Source organism: Sporosarcina sp. ACRSL, assembly GCF_022346605.1.
Taxonomy (GTDB): domain Bacteria; phylum Bacillota; class Bacilli; order Bacillales_A; family Planococcaceae; genus Sporosarcina.
Genome location: NZ_JAKRNT010000011.1, coordinates 12,552 through 31,713, shown reverse-complemented (window position 1 = coordinate 31,713; position 19,162 = coordinate 12,552). Strand labels below are relative to the sequence as shown.

The following is a 19,162-nucleotide window of genomic DNA, read 5'->3' as shown; positions in this document are numbered from 1 at the left end:
CTTCCGACAATAGAAAGAAACATGATTCCCGCCACGACAAAGACGAGCCACATGAGCCATTTTTCTTGTTTCTTATACACGGGTGCCCCTCCTTCGCCCTCATTCCTTACTTACCTTATCTGTCTATACTTTTCCCCTTTTTCCAGTGAATTAACAAGATATTGATTGATCACAAAAAGTTTTTTATAGATGTTAAGTCTCTTGAGAGTATTTTGAATGTTATGTATAATAGAAGGATTACAAAGGGGGGACACAATGGAAATTAAACGAAAGGTATTAGCGTACATTACAAAGGATGATCATGATGAACGGAAAATCCTTGTGTTCGAGCACAAAGATCATCCAGAGGCAGGATTGCAAGTACCGGGCGGAACGATTGAAGAAGATGAACCGCTCATCGAAGCACTCTACCGGGAAATTGAAGAAGAAACCGGCATTCGTCGGGAACAGCTTCGGTTAAATGGTAAATTGAACAAGATGAATTACTTTCCCGCGCACCGCAAAAATGTCATGCATGAGCGGAATATCTTTCATCTTACGTACATCGGCGAGGATAACAATGAATGGGAAATTTGTGTCAGCGGTACGGGTGTAGACAACGGCATGATTTTCTGTTGTCGTTGGATTCCGCTAAATGATTTGCCTGCGCTAGCTGCAAAACAAGATGAGGCGATAGCATTAATTATTTGAACCTTAAAAAGCTGCTTGGAATTAATCCAAAGCAGCTTCTTCATTTTCAGATTCTCTATCAATTCTGTCCTGCTCTCGCAATTGATCGAACGGGGCAAACATTTCGATATGGCGATACCGGTTTTCAAAAGTAGCTGGCAAGGTGCCGCCGTATTCTCCGTCCAGGTTCAGCAGCACTTCTTCAGACGAAGTGACCTTCACTTTAGACGGCTGTGCGGAAATGACGAGTGGGTCATCCAAATGCTCTCCACGCAACGCCAATGTGACAACTCTAATAAATTCCGCCATATTACATTTTTTCAAAATTAATAACGTAAATTTGCCATCGTTAATACTTGAGTGCGGTGCTAATTTTTCGAAGCCGCCGACGGAGTTTGTCAAGCCAACGAGGAAGAGCATCGCTTCCCCTTCGAACACTTCATCGTCGTACTCAATTTTCATTTGACTTGAATGGAAGTTAGGGAGCATTTCAATCCCTTTCAAGTAGTAGGCAAGCTGACCGAGCATCGTTTTGAGCTTGATTGGAACATCATACGTCAGCTCCGTCATTTGTCCGCCACCCGCAATGTTAATGAAGTAGCGGTCGTTCATCATACCGACGTCAACGGGAATGGTTTCTCCACGGACGATGATATCGACAGCTTCGTCAATATCCCTTGGAATCCGCAATGCTCGGGAAAAGTCGTTCGTCGTCCCAGTCGGAATGAGCCCGATTTTCGGCCTTTTCTCAAATGGGGAGACTCCGGCGACGACTTCGTTTAACGTACCATCTCCGCCTGAAGCAATGATGACGTCAAAGCCCCGTTCCACAGCTAGCTTCGCAGCTTCGGTTGCATCACCTTCTCCTGTAGTCGCATGTACTGATGTTTCATAGCCGGCAATCTCCAGCTTCTCCAGAACTTCAGCCAGATGCCTACGGAATATTTCACGTCCAGCTGTCGGATTATAAATAATTCGTGCACGCTTCATACACATGTTCCCTCTCAATTCATACTAATTGCAACGCTTACATACGTCCAATGCTCTAACATCGGACACTTAATTGGACTATCTGTCCTGCTAAAAAGTTCCCATGACACAATTACTTTGTCTGTTGCAACGCAGGCATGAATGTCTTTCGGATGTCTTCGTAAACAGTGAGCCACAATTCGGGTTGTGTCGTATATTCTTTCATCAATTCTGAAATGAATGCCCGCTGCTTTTCATCGAAATCAGGTGCTTCTTTTGCCGGAAGTGCTTTGCGGCGCTCCATGACGTCTTCCTGTATGGATGCTGCGCGAGGCCCCCACTTTGCTAACACTTCGCCTTCATTGTCGAGCAGCAAGTAAATCGGGATGGAGCGGCCGCCATTTGTCAAATGCCTGTCGATCAAATCTGTATCTTCATCACGATAAACCGCACGTACATCCAAGTCAGCTGCTTCTGCAATTCGGCGTAGGATCGGATTGTTCATCATCGCGTCCCCACACCAATCTTCCGTTATGACTAGTATATTGGGCTTTTCTTGTTTTGCTATTTCGATGAATGCATCATCTTGGGGCACATCGAATTTCTCATAAATGCTGAAGCTGTTTTCCTTATGCGTTTCCATACGGTCCATATAGTCCGCTAGTGAGATTGCTTCATCAAAATATTGTTTTTCAGTTTTCATTCCCACACACACTCCTTTTTCTTAAGTGTAAGGCTATTCGTTTCCCGAATCAAATAGGATGCCATTTCTGCACAAAAGCGGAGGGTGGCGGTTAACTTCGACAGGCATAAGGCGGATCTGCGAAACGGCGCTTTTTGCCGTGCAGCAGAGCTGACTTATGACCCGAGAAAACCGAACAGCGTAGGGTTCGGTTTGCCGTATTTCTGCGGTCTAAGCAGAAATTAAGGCAGCCTTCTGCCACCCGGAGTCTAGACGAGGCATAATTTAAAACGCCCTATACGGAGACTTTTACAAGACCCCGTATAGGACAGTTTGTTTCGAACTTATCGTTTTTTAATTTCCTCGAGGAGGATTTTATTGACCATTGGCGGGTTTGCTTGTCCTTTAGTCGCTTTCATCACTTGTCCGACGAGGAAGCCGACTGCTCGGTCCTTGCCGTTTTTGAAGTCCTCGATTGATTGTTCGTTTGCGTCGAGCACTTCCGTGACGAATTTGCGGAGCGTATCTTCGTCGGAAATTTGGACGAGGCCTTTCTCCTTGACGATGTCAGCGGCGTTACCGCCTTTTTCAATCAATTCCTTGAAGACTTTTTTCGCGATTTTGGATGAAATTGTGCCATCTGAAATCAGTTTGATCATGCTTGAGAGGCCTTCTGGTGTGAGTGCCGTCTCATGAAGCTCTTTCTGTTCGGCATTCAAGTATGCAGACACTTCTCCCATCAACCAGTTGGAAGCGAGTTTCGCATCGGCGCCTGTTGCAACGGTTGCATCGAAGAAGTCGGACATCTCTTTTGTCAACGTCAAGACATGCGCGTCATATTCCGGCAGATCAAGCTCATTGACATACCTTGCCTTACGCGCATCCGGAAGTTCCGGAATCTCTGCGCGGACACGATCCATCCACTCTTGGTCGATATGAATTTCCGGCAAGTCCGGATCATTGATGAAACGGTAATCATTCGCGCTGCCTTTTACACGCATGAGGACAGTTTGTCCAGTCGATTCGTCATAGCGGCGTGTTTCCTGTTGGATCGTACCACCCGAAAGAAGGATTTTTTCCTGGCGCTCGACTTCATTGGCAATCCCTCTACGAACAAAGTTGAAGGAGTTCAAGTTTTTCAATTCTGTTTTCGTTCCGAATTCCTCTTGTCCGAACGGACGCAATGAAATGTTGGCGTCACAACGAAGTGAACCCTCTTCCATACGGACGTCGGAAACGCCTGTATATTGGATGATCGCTTTCAGCTTCTCAAGGAATGCATATGCCTCTTCCGGGGAGCGGATATCCGCTTCTGTGACGATTTCGATAAGCGGCGTACCTTGTCGGTTCAAGTCGACGAGTGAATAGCCGTTATCAGAGTGCGTCAGTTTACCAGCGTCCTCTTCAAGATGAACGCGTTCGATGCGGATTTTTTTCTTTTTCCCATCCACTTCGATTTCAATCCAGCCGTTTTGACCGACGGGACGCTTATCTTGTGAAATTTGATAGGCTGCCGGGTTATCCGGATAAAAATAATGCTTTCTGTCGAAGTTCATGACTTTCGCCACTTCGCAATTAAGGGCCATGGAAGCTTTCATTCCGAAGTCGACCGCGCGTTTGTTCAACACCGGCAATGCTCCCGGGTATGCCAAGTCCTTCACATGGATGTTCATATTCGGCTCTGCCCCGTAATGGGAAGGCGCCGGTGAAAAGATTTTAGTATCGGTTTTCAATTCAACGTGGACTTCGAGTCCGACAATCGTTTCAAAGTTCATTATTCATTCCCCTCCCCGATTGATGGAGTGCGCTTATGGAAATCGGTCGCTTGTTCAAACGCATGTGCCACTCTGTAAAGGGTCGCTTCATCAAAATGTTTCCCGATGATTTGAAGACCGACAGGCAATCCATTTGAAAAACCGCACGGAATCGAAATTGCTGGAATACCAGCCAAGTTGACGGATACGGTCAAAATATCATTTGCATATAACGTCACTTGATCCTTCATGGCTCCGCCGATTTCGTATGCTGTTGTCGCGCTAGTCGGGCCAACGATGACATCATAGTTGTCAAATACGGAGGCGAAGTCTTGTGCAATAAGCGTACGTACTTTCATCGCCTTCACATATAACTCTTCGTGATGATCTGCGCTTAATGCATATGTCCCGTACAAAATCCGTTTTTTAACTTCTGTACCGAACCCTTCCGCACGTGAACGCGTATAAATCTCATCAAGGTTTTTTGCGCCTTCCGAACGATATCCATAACGGATTCCGTCAAATCTCGCAAGATTTGAAGAGGCTTCTGCAGTTGCAATCGTGTAATAGGTTGGAGAAGCATATTTAGAATGTGGAAGCGATACTTCACCGATCGTTGCACCAAGTGACTCTAGTACTTTTAAGGACGCACGGACTTTGTCTTTCACGTCTTCCTCGATGCCTTCGCCCAAATATTCCTTTGGAACCGCGATTCGCAGACCTTTTATATCACCTGTCAACGCTGCTCTGAAATCCGGCACTTGCTGCGGTGAAGAGGAGGAATCCCGATGATCTAGTCCCGAAATGGCATTCAATAACAGTGCATTGTCCTCGACAGTGCGCGTGATCGGGCCGATTTGATCCAAAGATGAGGCGAACGCAACAAGTCCGCTGCGGGACACTCTGCCGTAAGTCGGCTTCATCCCGACGACTCCGCAAAATGCTGCCGGCTGGCGAACCGATCCACCCGTATCCGTACCGAGTGAGAACGGCACTTCTCCTGCTGCAACAGCAGCTGCGGATCCGCCTGAAGAACCTCCAGGTACACAGTCTAGGTTCCACGGATTATGCGTTGTCTGGAACGCAGAACGTTCAGTTGTAGAGCCCATTGCAAACTCGTCCATGTTCAACTTACCGACGCTGATCATGCCGGCTTCATTCACTTTTTCAACGGCTGTCGCGTTATAGACAGGTACGAAGTTTTCGAGCATTTTGCTTGCGCATGTTGTTGCAGTGCCTTTCGTGACAATATTGTCTTTAATGCCGATTGGCAATCCGAAAAGCGGACCACGGTCTTCCTTTGGTCCGTTGTCCAATTCCTCCGCTCTCGCCAATGCTTCTTCTTCCGTTAGCGTAAGGAATGCTTTCACTTGTCCATCCAATGCAGCGATCTGTTTGAATGAATCTTCGGTCACTTCTTTGACAGAGACTTCCCGGTTATGTAAAAGTGCTTGAAGTTCTGCTGCCGTCTTTTTCATTAACGTCATGTTACATCCTCCTAAAAATCAGTCTCATAGGATATTCGGAACTTTGATCATCCCGTCTTCATGCTCTTTTACACTCGACAACATTTCGTCACGGTCGAGTACGTCTTGTGGTATATCTTCCCGAAGCACGTTGAATAGCTGCAACGGATGAGTCATCGGCTCAACTTGATCTGTATCGACTTCTTTTAATTGATCAGCAAATTCGACCAGTTCGGAAATGAGTTCGGAAAACTCCTCCGCTTCCTCATTCGAAAAGGCGATTCTTGCAAAATTCGCGAAGTATTGTACATCTTCTGCCGTAAATTTCGTCATTTGATTTCCTCCCCAATTGCAATTGTACGACTAATCATACCACCTTACCGGTATGTTGAAAAGTAACTGCGCATCCATTGTACCTTGATACGGACGCGCTTAAACCCCTTCTGACAATTAATATCTATAAATATGGACGAACGGTTCATCGTCCCCAGCTTCTTTGACGATCAATGCCTCAGGACCATTTACTGAAGTGATGCTCACTTCGACATCTATATTCGGGAAGTACTTAATGACGTGGTCTGTTAAAAATTGTGTAAACCCAATGATCTCACTCTTCCCGAAAAATTGAATTGGAATTTCAATTGAAATGGATTGCAGCCGGTTCTCTTTGAAGAAACCTTTTCCGATTACATTGACGAAGCTCGGGAAATAATTATCGATATCTTGCTTAAAGTGACTGAAAGTCGTATTGATATCACGGTAATTGTCGATGTCCGCTGGGGCGGGAAACAGTACGTACCGCTCATTCACTTGTTTCCATCCGGAAGCGGATGATTTTCCTTTATCTGCAAAAGCAGTTGCGAAATACGTGCCCGGGACGATCGCATTTCTTCTTTCCTGTTTAAATAGACCAATGACGATCGGAATATCTTGAAACCCTTCTTTCGCACGCAGCCTGCTGACGATTTTGTCCGCCATGGCGATGCCTTGCTTTTCAAGTTCCGCGTCTGGTATTTCCGTTTCCTTCCCGTTGCTATAATAGACGGAATTCAAAGCGAGTCCAATGGAAATTCCTGATAGACGCACTTTTTTCTCATCTGTCAATGTTAAATAATTTTGTTCGATAATATGAGCCAAGTAGATAGGCTTCTCTTCTGCATCCTCCCCTTTCGCTTCTGGGGGATTCAAGCCCGCTTCATTCGTTGAACTTCTTGCGAGCCAAGCACTCGCAGTCTTCCTATCAATATATTGACCTTCCTGGAAGAAATGGTTTTTCGTGTCGAAATGCTGGGCGGATAAACGCATAAGCCCTTGTTCAGCTTCCTGGATATCGTATTTCGTATAAATATTGTTTACAACGAGACCACGGCTAGCGCTCTTCTTTATCGGAATGAGCGTCCTGTAATATTCATCCTTCAATTGGACATTTGGAATCATAACGGTTTCTTCGATCTGCTCCTCGTTCTCTTGGATAACTTCCTCTTTTTCGGGTCCGATAGACGGCAGGCAGCCGCTAAGGAGCAGGACGGCCGCCAATCCAGGTAGTACAAATAGCCTTTTCATGTAAAAATTACTCCTTTTCGCCGAGCGCGTCGACTAACTCTGTTTCGTTCCAAACGGTAATTCCGAGTTCCTCCGCCTTTGCAAGCTTCGATCCTGCTTCTTCACCGGCAATGACGAGATCCGTCTTTTTACTGACACTCCCGCTCACTTTTCCGCCAAGCGCTTCGATTCGCTCTTTCGCTTCATTGCGCGTTAACACTGAAAGTTTCCCCGTCAATACGACCGTTTTTCCGACGAAAATGCCCTCGGACGGCAGCTCTTGGCGCGATCTGCCTTTATAGTCCATATTGACGCCATACGATTTCAACTTGCTTAGCAGTTCCAACACATCTTCATTATCGAAAAATGTCACAACAGCGTCTGCTACTTTGTCGCCGATTTCATGAATTGATGTAAGCCGTTCCGTATCCGCTTTTGCGATTTCGTCCATCGTGCCGAATTCCTCGGACAAAATGCGGGCTGCCTTTTCCCCGACATGGCGGATGCCAAGTCCGAAAAGAAGCTTCTCCAACGAATTGGATTTTGATGTTTCGATCGCGGTCAATAAATTCGTTGCGGACTTCTCTCCCATCCGCTCTAATCTCAAGAGCTGCTCCATCGTTAAACCGTACAAATCTGAAACGTCCTGGACGAGACCCGACGTATACAATTGATCGACGACCCGCTCTCCGATCCCTTCGATATTCATTGCATTACGCGAAACGAAATGGATGAGTGCTTCCTTCATTTGGGCAGGGCATTGCGGATTGACGCATCGTAAAGCCACTTCACCTTCGATCCTAACGAGTTCAGAGTCGCAGACAGGGCAATTGTCAGGCATATGGTATGGCTCTTCATGCCCTTGCCGCTGTTCAATCAACACACTGACAACTTCAGGTATGATATCCCCCGCTTTACGGATGACGACCGTGTCGCCGATCCGGATATCCTTTTCACGGATGAGATCCTCGTTATGGAGGGAAGCCCTTGCTACTGTCGTTCCGGCAACACGCACCGGCTCCAAAATGGCGGTAGGCGTGACAACTCCCGTCCGACCTACACTCAGCTCGATATCGAGCAGCTTCGTATGGACTTCTTCCGCAGGAAATTTATAGGCAGTCGCCCATCTCGGACTTTTCGCTGTGAAGCCCAATTGCTCCTGATCTTCGTAGCTGTCTACTTTAATGACGATCCCGTCGATTTCATAATCAAGGTCCTGCCTACGTTCCTGCCATGACTCGATATATTCAAGAACCTCTTCAATTGTTTTGCACCGTTTGCTATTCTTGTTTGTCTCAAAGCCGATTGATGCGAGATAATCGAGCGAGTCGGAATGGCTGTCCTGCCCGTATGCACTGCCATCACCGCCGATTCCGTAAATGAAGACGGCAAGGTTGCGGCTCGCGGCTATTTTCGGATCCAATTGCCGAATTGAACCTGCGGCTGCATTCCGAGGATTCGCAAATGGCTCTTCCCCATTTTCATCTCTTGACTCATTTAATCTCATAAATGATTTCTTCGGCATATACGCTTCACCGCGCACTTCAATGGAAACCGGTTCGGAGAGCTTCAACGGAACTGTCCGGATCGTTTTTAAATTCGCGGTAATATCCTCTCCTTCCGTACCATCGCCACGTGTTGATCCTTGGACGAACATCCCGTTTTCATATTTCAATGAAACGGCAAGCCCATCGATCTTCAATTCACAAATATATGTGGCTTGTCCCGCACCTGCTCGCACACGCCTATCGAAATCGCGGATATCTTCTTCGTTGAACGCGTTCGACAAGCTCAGCATCGGATATTCATGAACGACTTTGTTGAATCCTTCAAGGATTTCCCCGCCAACGCGTTGCGTCGGTGAATCGGGATAAATCAAATCTGGATTTTCCGCTTCAATAGAGAGCAACTCCTGCAGGAGGCTATCATAGACGGAATCGGGCACGAGCGGCTGGTCTAGCACATAATAGGCATGTCCATACTCTTTGAGCAGCTCATTAAGTTCCTGCACACGTTTTTCGATTTCATTTCGATCTATGTTTCGATCCATTCTTTCCTCTCCCTATGCTTTTTCTATCGGAGCGAATTTGGCTAGGAGCCGCTTGATGCCGACTGGTTCCGGGAATGCAATATCGAGCTCAAGATCGTCTTCCTTCCCTTTTACACTGACGACCATGCCAGTTCCCCATGCTTTATGTTGCGCTTTGTCGCCAGCCTTCCAGCCCATCTTCTCACCACCGCTTGATTTATAGACCGGTCTTTTGACAGCAGGTCGTACAGGTGCTTCCGATCGTGAAAACCCACCATATGAAAAGCCTTGATTGTTGTTGGAAGTCACTTCAATGATTTCTTCTGAAATCTCGTTCAAAAAACGAGATGGATTATTGAAACTAGAACGTCCGAACAACGTTCTGTACGATGCACAAGTCAAGAACAGTCTCCGTTCAGCACGGGTAATGGCGACATAGGCAAGTCTTCGTTCCTCTTCCATTTCCTCGTCATCACCAATCGATCGAGCGTGCGGAAAAATATTTTCTTCCATTCCGATAACGAAGACGACCGGAAATTCAAGTCCCTTTGCAGCATGCATCGTCATCAGGACGATTTTTTCCGATGATTGGTTCTCTTCTTTATCCAATGAATCAATATCGGCAATCAATGCAAGATCTGTAAGGAAAGCGACGAGTGAGCGATCGCCCTCCTCTTCGGCCGCCCGCTTTTCGAATGCTTCCGTAACGGAGAGGAATTCTTCGATATTTTCCAGACGGCTTTCTGACTCGATTGTTTTCTCCCGAATGAGCATGTCGCGGTAGCCCGTTTTTTCCAACACTTGCTCGACAAGTTCTGTGACCGATAAGTATTCTTGCATTTGCGTAAATCCTTTAATCATATCTCTGAATTTCACAGCTTCGTTTGCGGCTCTTGCCGTCAACCCCATGAAATGTACTTCATGCAATGCGTCGAAAACGGACCGTTCATTCTCAATCGCAAATTGCGCCATCCTTTCGAATGAAGTTGCCCCGATACTCCGTTTTGGTTCGTTGATAATTCTTGCCAATGCTAAATCATCATCGTTATTGGCAATCAAACGCAAATAAGCGAGCAAGTCCTTGATCTCTTTCCGGTCATAGAACTTCGTGCCGCCAACGATCGTATAATCGAGATTGGACTTCACAAGATATTCCTCGATCACACGGGATTGGGCATTCGTCCGGTACAGGATGGCAAATTGGTCAAGCCGCAAGTTTTCACGTTCCTTGAGCTCGATGATCTGTTGAACAATGAACTGGGATTCGTCCTTTTCATCCGATGCCTTGTAGATCGTGATCGATTCCCCTTCGTCATTGTCCGTGCGGAGCTTTTTGTCGTAGCGGCTCCTGTTATTTTGGATGACATCGTTCGCCGCCTGCAAAATCGTTTTCGTCGAACGGTAATTTTGCTCGAGTAAGATGACAGTTGCATCTTTATAATCCTTTTCAAATGAAAGGATATTGCCGATGTCGGCTCCGCGCCATCTATAGATTGATTGGTCCGAGTCACCGACGACACATAGGTTCCGGAATTTCGCAGCAAGCATGTTGACGAGGCGATATTGGGCGTTGTTCGTATCCTGATATTCGTCGACGTGGATGTATTGGAATTTATTTTGATAAAATTCGAGGACTTCCGGGACGCGTTCGAATAGTTTGAGCGTCATCATGATGAGGTCGTCAAAATCGAGTGATTGGTTTTGTCGCAGTTTTTTTGTATAGCCTTCGTAAACATTTGCAATCGTTTTTTCATAAGGATTATGCGGATTGATTTGTCCTTTGTACGTTTCCGCATCAATGCATTCGTTTTTCGCTGAGCTGATTGCACCGAGCATCGACCGCGGATCGTATTGCTTCGGATCGATATTTTGCTCCTTCAGCACATTTTTGACGACCGTTAACTGGTCGGAGGAGTCAAGGATCGTAAAGTTTTTTGAAATACCGATACGGTCGATATCTCTGCGTAAAATACGGACACACATTGAGTGGAACGTCGATACCCACATCCGTTCTCCTGTACCAGGTCCAAGAAGGCCGTCAATCCTTTCGCGCATTTCCCGTGCGGCCTTGTTCGTAAATGTGATGGCCAATATATTGGAAGGATACACGCCTTTTTCCACGATCAAATAGGCAATTCTATGTGTTAGCACTCTTGTTTTTCCAGAGCCTGCACCAGCCATGATCAGAAGGGGCCCTTCCGTCTTTTTCACTGCGCGGGCTTGTTCAGGGTTCATGCCTGCAAGCAGATTATCCGCGATTTCTTTCATTCGTAATCCCGCCTTTCAAAGAACGTTTGTTCTTCATTATATCGTAAACATCCTGTCAATGGGACACTGATTTCACTGCTTCCACCGTTGAAAGGGCTGCCTTCAGGTCCTCATAGATGATATTGCCGACAATGACTGTATCCGCAAGCTCCGCCATCATTTTGGCATCCTTTGCGTTGCGGATTCCACCTCCGTAAAACAAACGTGTATGCTCGAGGACTCGGGCTGCCGCTTTCACGATCGCCGGGTCTCCAAGCGTTCCGCTATATTCCAAATAGAAGACCGGCAGCTTGAAGAGATGCTCCGCCATCCGGGCATATGCAATGACATCCTCAACGTCAGGAGCTTCCTTCACACCGGTCAACCGTGCCGCTTTGCAATCGGTGTTCACAATGACATAACCTTCCGCTATCACTTCGTCCCAGTTCATCATATGGCCGTATTCTTTCAAGGCTTCATGATGGATGCCGTTCACCCACTTCGTCTCGGGCGAATTAAGAACCGTTGGGATGAAATAATTATCGAATCCCATTGTGACCGATTCGACAGTCGATACTTCTAGCGCCACAGGTACCGAGAATCGTCGGATGCGGGCTAACAGATCGAGGACATTTTCGAGTGTAACGCCATCTGATCCTCCGATAATGATTCCGTCTGTTCCGGATTCTGCAAGAAGTTCGAGATCTTCCTCAGCTAATTGTTTAGCTGGGTCCACTTTAAAAGCGTGGCGCCAATTTTTATAATCCATTTTGTCAACCACCTAATTTGTTAAATACGATTCGTTTTTGCTCTTAACAGTATACCAAAAAAACCGGACGGAAAGCTTCTCCGCCCGATCACTTCTTATCATTATTCTCCGCAAGCTCCGGGTAGAGTCGATCCAGCACGGTATTGTAGCCGCCAGACCCGTAATCGACGCAGCGTCTCACTCGTGAAATTGTCGCTGTGCTTGCGCCGGTTTCGTTTTGAATCCGCTCATACGTCTTTTTCTGCCTTAAGGCGTGTGCGACTTCCAAGCGTTGAGCCAATGATTGCAACTCGCTCATCGTCGCGAGATCATCGAAGAACATATAGCACTCTTCAATGTCCTTCAATGCCAATATCGCTTTGAACAGTTGATCCGTTTGTTCACTTCGTATTTTATCGATTTGCATTACGCATCCTCCCCCCTCTTTCTTTCACTATTGTTTAAGGAGTGTATGTTACAGATTTTGAAATTCCGGAATAGGTCGGGATAATGTGGATCCATGTCTTTCCAGGAAGCAACTTTGCTGGAACTCCGTTTTCCATCGGCATGAGGAAACCTTCAACATTTCTCCATTCCAGCTCTTTGGCGATACCGCCCTGGAATAGGATTGCTTTGCCGCCACTTTCAATATCGACAGATTGCCTCCCGACACTATCAATTGTATGATGATCCGCTTCCATCACTATGATGTTGGACAGTCCGACTTGTTGTCCGTTCCCTTTATCGATCGTCAAGACACCATTCACCATCCGGTTGTACGTTTCCGTTTCCGTATCGTAAGAGAATGTGTTAATGAAATCTTGACTCGAGCTGAACCGGACGATGATCATCGAAGCACTATCCCCTATTTTAGCATCCTCAACCGACTCATGGAAAGCAAATGAAGGAACCTTCGTAATTTCATCTGCTGCACCGACTTTATCCATTGCGGCTACAATGTTTTCACCGCTAATATATGAATTATGCGGAGCCCTGCGGTCACTCGATCTTTTGAATAGTGTCCCGTCGTATTGCATGCCGTTGATATTATCGACATACCTATTTGCGAGAAGCTTCTGTGCATCCGGGCTATAGCCATGAGCAACGTAAAATGCATCCATGCCTTTCGCCAAATGAATGAAATAGTCACGCGCACTTCTGATCGGGCCGACCGTATCCGGGAGCTCGCTTTGGAATAACGCTAAAAACCTCGTGACATTCCCTTCTGCGAGGAATTCATAAATGATATCCGCCTCACTAATCCCTGATTGCGGCCTCGCATGCGGATGATTGTTGATTGTCGCTAGCACGGGTCTCGTCCAATTCTCTTCCTCAATCAATTCTCCCGTAAACGGTGCGCGATAACGGAGTAATCCTTCTTCCTCCGGCTCTTCCTCAGGTTCTTCTTCAATGACAACTTCTTCTTCAACCTCTTCCGGCTCCGGAATCTCTTCCGCGCCGGCTTTCTCTTTTTTTGAACACGCTGACAACAACAGCAACATGATAGCTAATCCGAGCAGCCATCCTCTCTTTTTCCCTTTCATCCGTGCCTCCTATCTTTCCGTTGCCGGAACGAGTACTTCATTTTTCATAACTTGATAAAGCCCAACTTGTGTCGCCCGTATGTACGGCAAATGGGTCGATTGGAGGAACAGGAATGTATAGACGGCATCGCCATGTTTGTATCCCCGTTCAGCCAACGCCTGTTTAAATGCAATTTCCTGTTCAATCAAAACTTCCATGCGCGAAGCTGATAGCCCCCCGCCGATAGCAAGCGGGATGGATGCGATCAATTCCCCGTCTTCAACGAGCACCATGCCGCCCTTCAACCGTTTCATTTCATTGAAGGCAAGCAGCATTTCCTTCTTGTCTTTCCCGATTATTATAATATCGCCTGTATTCGAATATGAGGAGGCGAGCCCTTGTACGTCGTTTGCGAAACCCTTAATGACCGTGTTCACTCGCCACTTCCCGTCTCTATCGATGAGCATGAGAAAGCTTTCTTCATGCTCCGATGAAAGCTTGTCCAGAGATAGATCCAGCTCGACTTCATATGGTTTTGTAATGACGTCATTCACCATTTCAATGCCGACTGTTTCATCGAATATAAAATCGTTTTCATCCAAATCAAAATCCGGGTTGAATACAGGGACGATTGACCAGTCGACCTTCTTGAACTCCTCCGTCGCCTCATTATCGCGTTTCAACCACTTTCCTTTCGACAAGACATCCGTCGGCACCGGATTTGTTTCATCTTCAAGGAAATTGAACGTTGCATATCTTCCCGTCGCAATAACACCATGCACGCTATCGATGCCGTAATAGCGCGCAACGTTATAAGAAGCCATTAAATACCCATCGATCGGTTTCACACCGGCGTCGAGCGCGACTTGGATACATTTGTCCATGACCCCGTCGACATGGAAGGAAGGAGTCGATCCATCCGTCGTCATCATGAGATGGTCGAATACGTCCAACCCCTTATCGAGGACTCCTTTCAAAAGTTGCGGTAAATCAGGGCGTATCGATGAATGACGAAGCGTCACCGCATACCCTTGTAAAAGGCGCGCCTCCACTTCTTCTGCCGTCATCGCTTCATGATCCCCGTCAGTCCCGAGCAGCTTCATCCGCGCTAGCGTACGCTCGGAAGCCCCAGGGAAATGCCCTTCGATTCTCTTTCCAGCTTTTTTAGCAGCCAGGACAGACGCGGTCATATCCGGATCGCCGGTCAAAAGGCGCGGCCAGCCCGTCAATTCGCCACCCATTAGCACATCATCCCGTTTTAGCCATTCGGAAATCGCCGCTAGGTTGAAAACGTCTTTTTCTTTTTCCAAAACCGTTTGGGAATCAAATCTCGCCCACCAATAAAACGAAAACGGCAGCTCGTTTAATTGGTCAATCAACTTGAATGCCTTTTCATTACCGAGAAGCAAAAAGAACGTCAAGTTATCCGATAAGAACGTTGTCGTGCCAAGCCTTCCCGCGTACTCTGCAAATGTTTCTGGATTGTATAGCTGGAACGGATGGACATGCGGCTCGATATATCCTGGTACGATTTTTTTCCCGCTTGCATCGACGATTTCCGCACCTTCCGTCATGGCAGGCATTTTGCTGCCTGTATAGACGATCCGATCTCCTTTGACCCAAATATTGCCTGTCACCCATTTTTTGAAGATGGAATGGAGATACGTCGCATTTTGAATGATGAGATCCGGTGCTAGTTTACCGTTAATAATCCCGATCTGCTGCTGAATTTCACGTTGGTCCCACATTTCGACAAACCCCTTTTGAAGAGTATTCTATAGATTTAATCGTAGCATAGCATTCACTTGAAATATAGTGGGTTTCCATTATTTTCATGACATTTCAATCTCCTTATGTGGTGCGTATCATTTCCTTTATTGCGGGAATTCTAAGGACAAACTTTTTTTCTTGCTCCACGTGAAGGGAGAGTTGGAAATGAATGAGCAACAAGGAACCTCTGGTGCACCCGAAGCACCTCCTTTATTGAACACATTGTCGAAGGAGTTCAAACCATCGAATGACGTCGTTCAAACGCCTTTGCAAATAAAAGGCGAATGTGCTTTCCTCTTTTATTTAAAATCCGTGACAGATGGCGATAAGATCCATCAGACGGTCATCCGGCCTTTTTTTGAAATGGCATCTGAAGAAAGCTTCACATCTTATATCCAATCCTTGCCGAATCAATCGGAAGTCCCCGCTAAAGAGCAATTGTTCGTGAAAATAAGTGCTGGTTCTGTTTTGATTGCTATACGTGACCGAACTTTTTTACTTGATGTCCGTCTCGTCAAGAACAATGAAGTGCAGGATACGACGATTGAGCCGACAGTCCACGGACCGCAAAAAGGATTAAGTGAGGACATTGGAACGACAATCAATTTGATTAGGCAACGGTATCATAAACCCTCCTTAATCGTTGAAGAGATTGTAACAGATGATGAGACCAATCGCACCGTCGCTCTCCTCTATGATAATGACCTTGTCGAACCGGAAGTCTTGAAAAAGATAAAAGCAGAACTTGAGAATCTCCAGACTCCGTTATTCCAATCCGCCGGAGAACTCCAACATTTCCTGAACAAAAGCAGATGGACGCTCTTCCCTACGACGATAATAACGGAACGCCCCGATCGAATCATATTTAACCTTGTCGGCGGCAAAGTCGTCATTGCGATTGATGGCAGTCCGAACGTCATCATTGCACCCGTCATTTTTTTCGATTTCATGTCATCGATGGAAGACAATTACCGTGTCTCTGTCTTATCAGGAATGACGATACTATTAAGATATATAGGTCTGTTCATATGTATATTACTTCCCGGTTTATATGTGGCAATGACATCTTATAACCCGAATATCCTTCGAATTGAACTTGCCCTAACAGTTGCAGGCAGTAGGATTGGAGTGCCGTACCCATCATTCTTCGAAGTCTTATTCATGCTCTTATTCATGGAATTGTTGACGGAGGCGAGCATGCGGCTGCCGAAAGCCGTGAGTGGAACTGCAACGACTGTTGGGGGACTTATTTTAGGGACAGCGGCAACAGAAGCATCACTCACATCGACAATTATGATCATCATCATTGCAGCGATGGCCATTTCCACATTCGTCATTCCCATCAATGAAATGAGTTTTACGATGCGGGTCGTACGTGTTTTATTACTTATTTATAGTTCATTATTCGGAATGGTCGGCCTGCTAATCGGCTTCATGGGAATCATATTTTTAATGGTAAATAAAGAAAGTTTAGGAATACCTTATTTGCGGATTCCTTGGATCGGTAAAAACGATGAATTGAAGGCGGACAATAAATGAGTCGGTTCCTATTCTATTTGATTTTGATAAATATGATGACGAGTATGGTTTCCTTAACACCAAGAATTCTGATTGCCGGAAGTGGCAGCGGGACAGTTGTTTCATTAATAATCGCACTGTTTGTTGGAATAGTAATGACGTATATCCTTGTACGTCTTTTCAGCCACTTCCCTGGACTTGGCTTGCCCGAAATTTTGAAAGCATACGCTCCCAAATGGTTTGCAAAACCTATCCTCCTTTTTTTCGGACTTGCCTGGTATACTGCGGGTCTATTTACGCTTATTGCTTATACAATTATCATTATCCGTTTTCTGACTCCTAATATGTCGATTTATACGATCGTGTTGACGTTTGTCATCGTTGTCACATATGGGGTATTCATGAAAGCGCGCAACATCTTATATATGAGTGAAATCATTTTTATCGTCGTCGTTCCTCTTATCGTCTTCATTCAATTAAAAGGGTATATTAATCGCGATTTAAACTGGGATTATGTACGGATCGCTCTTATGGAAATCAATCATTTGCCGGATTACGGAGCTTTTACATCTTCCCTATTTATCGTCATAGGGACTGCAAACTTAGTCATTTTTAATCGGGTTTTCACGCAACTGAAAAAGCCGACAGGCAAAGGAATGGCCCTTCTCACTTTCCTTTTAGCCTATGTTCTTGCGTCGACTTATTTCCTTCCCATCGGCTTTGGAGGGTACGAACCCCTGAAAACTACTATTTTTCCATGGATTATGACGAGTGATTCGATAAGGATGAAATTCGGGATTATCGAAAGGATTGTCTTTATTTTCACTGGCGCCTTTTTGGCTCTTGGCGTCGTTAGCATCGTTATGCATTGGCATGTTTCGATTCAGTTGCTTGCGAGTGTGTTCGATTTTAAACGTTTCAAGTGGAAATCGTTCAATTTGACTTTCCCTTTATTGATCGTCATGTTTTGGGTCGTTGCCATGTTCGTTATAGCAAAGATCTCGACCGAAGGCCTATTCAGAGCTGTCGAGATGTATGATGACTACTTCACCCCAACCTTGCTAGTTTTGTTAGTCTTTTGTCTTCTTTTGGCACGGAAAGGAGCGGCTTCCAAATGGCGGAAAAGCAAAAAATAATAAAAGGGTGCATAGCAACAGGCCTTTTCCTTATGATGCTTCTACAAGCGGGATGTGCATTCAAAGACATCGACAAAAGAATTTTCGTTGTCGGAATTGGAGTTGATCCTTCTGAAAAGGTAAAAGACGGTTTCAGAGTGACATTGAAGTTGGCAAAACCATACGGAAATGTTAGACAGGCACAAACTCCCACATACGCCTATTTATCGCATGATGCCGATTCAGTTGCGGTAGCCGTAGCAGAAATGGAAACCCGTGTCGACAAACTATTGGACTTAACACATAACCGGATCATTATTATAAACAAAGAATTGCTTACGAAGGATTTGCATACTGTCATGGATTTTTTTACAAGGCGCGGGGATATTCAGATGGTATGTTATATCGCTATTGCTGGTACTACGTCCGAAGAAGCGATTTCCTTTGAACCGACAATTGAAACACCTGCATCAATTGCCTTATATAATTATTTTGATAATACGGGAACGGAAAGCCCGTACATCGTGACGACATTTCTATTTGAATTCAGACGGGAACTGTTAGAAAAAGGGAAAGATACAGTTTTGCCAATCATCGATATTGACGAGGAAAATCAAGAATACAAAGTCAATAAATCAATTGTTTTTAGATTGGATAAGGAACCATTAGAATTGACACCCGAAGAAACAAAATATTTCAATTCGCTCGCGAATAGAGCTTCCGGATTCAGTTATAAATTTCAAGATAAAGACCATTCCGTAGTGTTAAACATCTATGAAGTGAGATTCAAATATGAAATAATCCTGAACGAGGGTGAGCCTCGAATAGATATAAAAGTTACAAAAGTAGGCTACATTGGCGAATCCAAGCATCGTTTGGATCCAAGTAAATTAGATAAGTACAATAAATTAGCAGCTAAAGACACGAAAGCAGAAGTAATGGATTTATTGACAAAGCTGCAAGAAAAAAATCTCGATCCATTCGGTTTCGGCTTACGGTATCATGCCACAAGATTATCCCGCAAAGGCATTATGGAGGAATGGGAGCGTATTTATCCAGAAATCAAATTCAATGTAACTGTAAACGTCAAACTAAAGGGCACAGGAGCGGTTGAATAAAATCTAAACAA

The 19,162-nt window shown here is 45.5% G+C and carries 16 protein-coding genes; 4 read left to right on the top strand and 12 right to left on the bottom strand.

Features of this window, described 5'->3' with window-relative positions; translation table 11 throughout:
• Positions 1-255 precede the first annotated feature (255 nt).
• Complete coding sequence (locus MHZ92_RS16290; RefSeq protein WP_239432767.1) at positions 256-690, top strand: NUDIX hydrolase; 435 nt, start codon at positions 256-258, stop codon at positions 688-690.
• Between the two features lie 21 nt (positions 691-711).
• On the opposite strand, the gene MHZ92_RS16285 is transcribed toward MHZ92_RS16290, so the two are convergent.
• From MHZ92_RS16285 to MHZ92_RS16230, 12 genes are all read right to left on the bottom strand, one after another.
• Positions 712-1,659, bottom strand: a complete 948-nt coding sequence (locus tag MHZ92_RS16285; protein ID WP_239432766.1) for a diacylglycerol kinase — start codon at positions 1,657-1,659, stop codon at positions 712-714.
• A 112-nt stretch (positions 1,660-1,771) separates the two neighbouring features.
• Positions 1,772-2,341 carry a thioredoxin family protein gene (locus tag MHZ92_RS16280; RefSeq protein WP_239432765.1) on the bottom strand — a complete coding sequence of 190 codons (570 nt, stop codon included), beginning with the start codon at positions 2,339-2,341 and terminating at the stop codon, positions 1,772-1,774.
• 323 nt (positions 2,342-2,664) lie between these two features.
• Positions 2,665-4,095: an Asp-tRNA(Asn)/Glu-tRNA(Gln) amidotransferase subunit GatB gene (gatB, locus tag MHZ92_RS16275; RefSeq protein ID WP_239432764.1), complete on the bottom strand. Its 1,431-nt coding sequence runs from the start codon at positions 4,093-4,095 to the stop codon at positions 2,665-2,667.
• Entirely contained in the window at positions 4,095-5,561 is a 1,467-nt protein-coding gene (gene gatA / locus MHZ92_RS16270; RefSeq protein WP_239432763.1) for an Asp-tRNA(Asn)/Glu-tRNA(Gln) amidotransferase subunit GatA, read from the bottom strand. Before gatA ends, gatB begins: the two co-directional genes overlap by 1 nt.
• A 24-nt stretch (positions 5,562-5,585) precedes the next feature.
• The gene (gatC, locus tag MHZ92_RS16265; RefSeq protein ID WP_239432762.1) at positions 5,586-5,873 is read right to left on the bottom strand and encodes an Asp-tRNA(Asn)/Glu-tRNA(Gln) amidotransferase subunit GatC; all 288 of its coding nucleotides are present in this window, start codon (positions 5,871-5,873) and stop codon (positions 5,586-5,588) included.
• A gap of 117 nt (positions 5,874-5,990) precedes the next feature.
• Positions 5,991-7,103 carry a CamS family sex pheromone protein gene (locus MHZ92_RS16260; protein WP_239432761.1) on the bottom strand — a complete coding sequence of 371 codons (1,113 nt, stop codon included), beginning with the start codon at positions 7,101-7,103 and terminating at the stop codon, positions 5,991-5,993.
• Between the two features lie 7 nt (positions 7,104-7,110).
• Positions 7,111-9,132 (bottom strand): NAD-dependent DNA ligase LigA, encoded by a 2,022-nt coding sequence (gene ligA / locus MHZ92_RS16255; protein ID WP_239432760.1) that lies wholly within the window; start codon positions 9,130-9,132, stop codon positions 7,111-7,113.
• Positions 9,133-9,144: 12 nt separating this feature from the next.
• Positions 9,145-11,379, bottom strand: a complete 2,235-nt coding sequence (gene pcrA / locus MHZ92_RS16250; RefSeq protein ID WP_239432759.1) for a DNA helicase PcrA — start codon at positions 11,377-11,379, stop codon at positions 9,145-9,147.
• Between the two features lie 55 nt (positions 11,380-11,434).
• Positions 11,435-12,127: a heptaprenylglyceryl phosphate synthase gene (locus tag MHZ92_RS16245; protein WP_239432758.1), complete on the bottom strand. Its 693-nt coding sequence runs from the start codon at positions 12,125-12,127 to the stop codon at positions 11,435-11,437.
• An 88-nt stretch (positions 12,128-12,215) separates the two neighbouring features.
• Positions 12,216-12,533, bottom strand: coding sequence for a YerC/YecD family TrpR-related protein (locus tag MHZ92_RS16240; RefSeq protein ID WP_239432757.1), 318 nt, complete (start codon positions 12,531-12,533; stop codon positions 12,216-12,218).
• A gap of 34 nt (positions 12,534-12,567) precedes the next feature.
• Positions 12,568-13,650, bottom strand: a complete 1,083-nt coding sequence (locus MHZ92_RS16235; protein ID WP_239432756.1) for a DUF3048 domain-containing protein — start codon at positions 13,648-13,650, stop codon at positions 12,568-12,570.
• A 9-nt stretch (positions 13,651-13,659) separates the two neighbouring features.
• Entirely contained in the window at positions 13,660-15,378 is a 1,719-nt protein-coding gene (locus MHZ92_RS16230; RefSeq protein WP_239432755.1) for an adenine deaminase C-terminal domain-containing protein, read from the bottom strand.
• A 187-nt stretch (positions 15,379-15,565) separates the two neighbouring features.
• On the opposite strand from MHZ92_RS16230, the gene MHZ92_RS16225 reads away from it, so the two are divergent.
• From MHZ92_RS16225 to MHZ92_RS16215, 3 genes are read left to right on the top strand one after another with little or no spacing between them, the layout of a single operon-like run.
• Positions 15,566-16,939: a spore germination protein gene (locus MHZ92_RS16225; RefSeq protein ID WP_239432754.1), complete on the top strand. Its 1,374-nt coding sequence runs from the start codon at positions 15,566-15,568 to the stop codon at positions 16,937-16,939.
• Positions 16,936-18,054: a GerAB/ArcD/ProY family transporter gene (locus MHZ92_RS16220; RefSeq protein ID WP_239432753.1), complete on the top strand. Its 1,119-nt coding sequence runs from the start codon at positions 16,936-16,938 to the stop codon at positions 18,052-18,054. Before MHZ92_RS16225 ends, MHZ92_RS16220 begins: the two co-directional genes overlap by 4 nt.
• Positions 18,033-19,151, top strand: coding sequence for a Ger(x)C family spore germination protein (locus MHZ92_RS16215; RefSeq protein ID WP_239432752.1), 1,119 nt, complete (start codon positions 18,033-18,035; stop codon positions 19,149-19,151). Before MHZ92_RS16220 ends, MHZ92_RS16215 begins: the two co-directional genes overlap by 22 nt.
• Positions 19,152-19,162 lie beyond the last annotated feature (11 nt).

Excerpts from the sequence above, each read along its gene's own strand:
- MHZ92_RS16215 (WP_239432752.1), top strand. The coding sequence starts at position 18,033 with ATGGCGGAAAAGCAAAAAATAATAAAAGGGTGCATAGCAACAGGCCTT.
- MHZ92_RS16220 (WP_239432753.1), top strand. The coding sequence starts at position 16,936 with ATGAGTCGGTTCCTATTCTATTTGATTTTGATAAATATGATGACGAGT.
- MHZ92_RS16280 (WP_239432765.1), bottom strand. The coding sequence starts at position 2,341 with ATGAAAACTGAAAAACAATATTTTGATGAAGCAATCTCACTAGCGGAC.
- MHZ92_RS16285 (WP_239432766.1), bottom strand. The coding sequence starts at position 1,659 with ATGAAGCGTGCACGAATTATTTATAATCCGACAGCTGGACGTGAAATA.
- ligA (WP_239432760.1), bottom strand. The coding sequence starts at position 9,132 with ATGGATCGAAACATAGATCGAAATGAAATCGAAAAACGTGTGCAGGAA.
- MHZ92_RS16245 (WP_239432758.1), bottom strand. The coding sequence starts at position 12,127 with ATGGATTATAAAAATTGGCGCCACGCTTTTAAAGTGGACCCAGCTAAA.
- pcrA (WP_239432759.1), bottom strand. The coding sequence starts at position 11,379 with ATGAAAGAAATCGCGGATAATCTGCTTGCAGGCATGAACCCTGAACAA.
- gatA (WP_239432763.1), bottom strand. The coding sequence starts at position 5,561 with ATGACGTTAATGAAAAAGACGGCAGCAGAACTTCAAGCACTTTTACAT.
- MHZ92_RS16235 (WP_239432756.1), bottom strand. The coding sequence starts at position 13,650 with ATGAAAGGGAAAAAGAGAGGATGGCTGCTCGGATTAGCTATCATGTTG.
- MHZ92_RS16260 (WP_239432761.1), bottom strand. The coding sequence starts at position 7,103 with ATGAAAAGGCTATTTGTACTACCTGGATTGGCGGCCGTCCTGCTCCTT.
- gatC (WP_239432762.1), bottom strand. The coding sequence starts at position 5,873 with ATGACGAAATTTACGGCAGAAGATGTACAATACTTCGCGAATTTTGCA.
- MHZ92_RS16230 (WP_239432755.1), bottom strand. The coding sequence starts at position 15,378 with ATGTGGGACCAACGTGAAATTCAGCAGCAGATCGGGATTATTAACGGT.
- gatB (WP_239432764.1), bottom strand. The coding sequence starts at position 4,095 with ATGAACTTTGAAACGATTGTCGGACTCGAAGTCCACGTTGAATTGAAA.
- MHZ92_RS16240 (WP_239432757.1), bottom strand. The coding sequence starts at position 12,533 with ATGCAAATCGATAAAATACGAAGTGAACAAACGGATCAACTGTTCAAA.
- MHZ92_RS16290 (WP_239432767.1), top strand. The coding sequence starts at position 256 with ATGGAAATTAAACGAAAGGTATTAGCGTACATTACAAAGGATGATCAT.
- MHZ92_RS16225 (WP_239432754.1), top strand. The coding sequence starts at position 15,566 with ATGAATGAGCAACAAGGAACCTCTGGTGCACCCGAAGCACCTCCTTTA.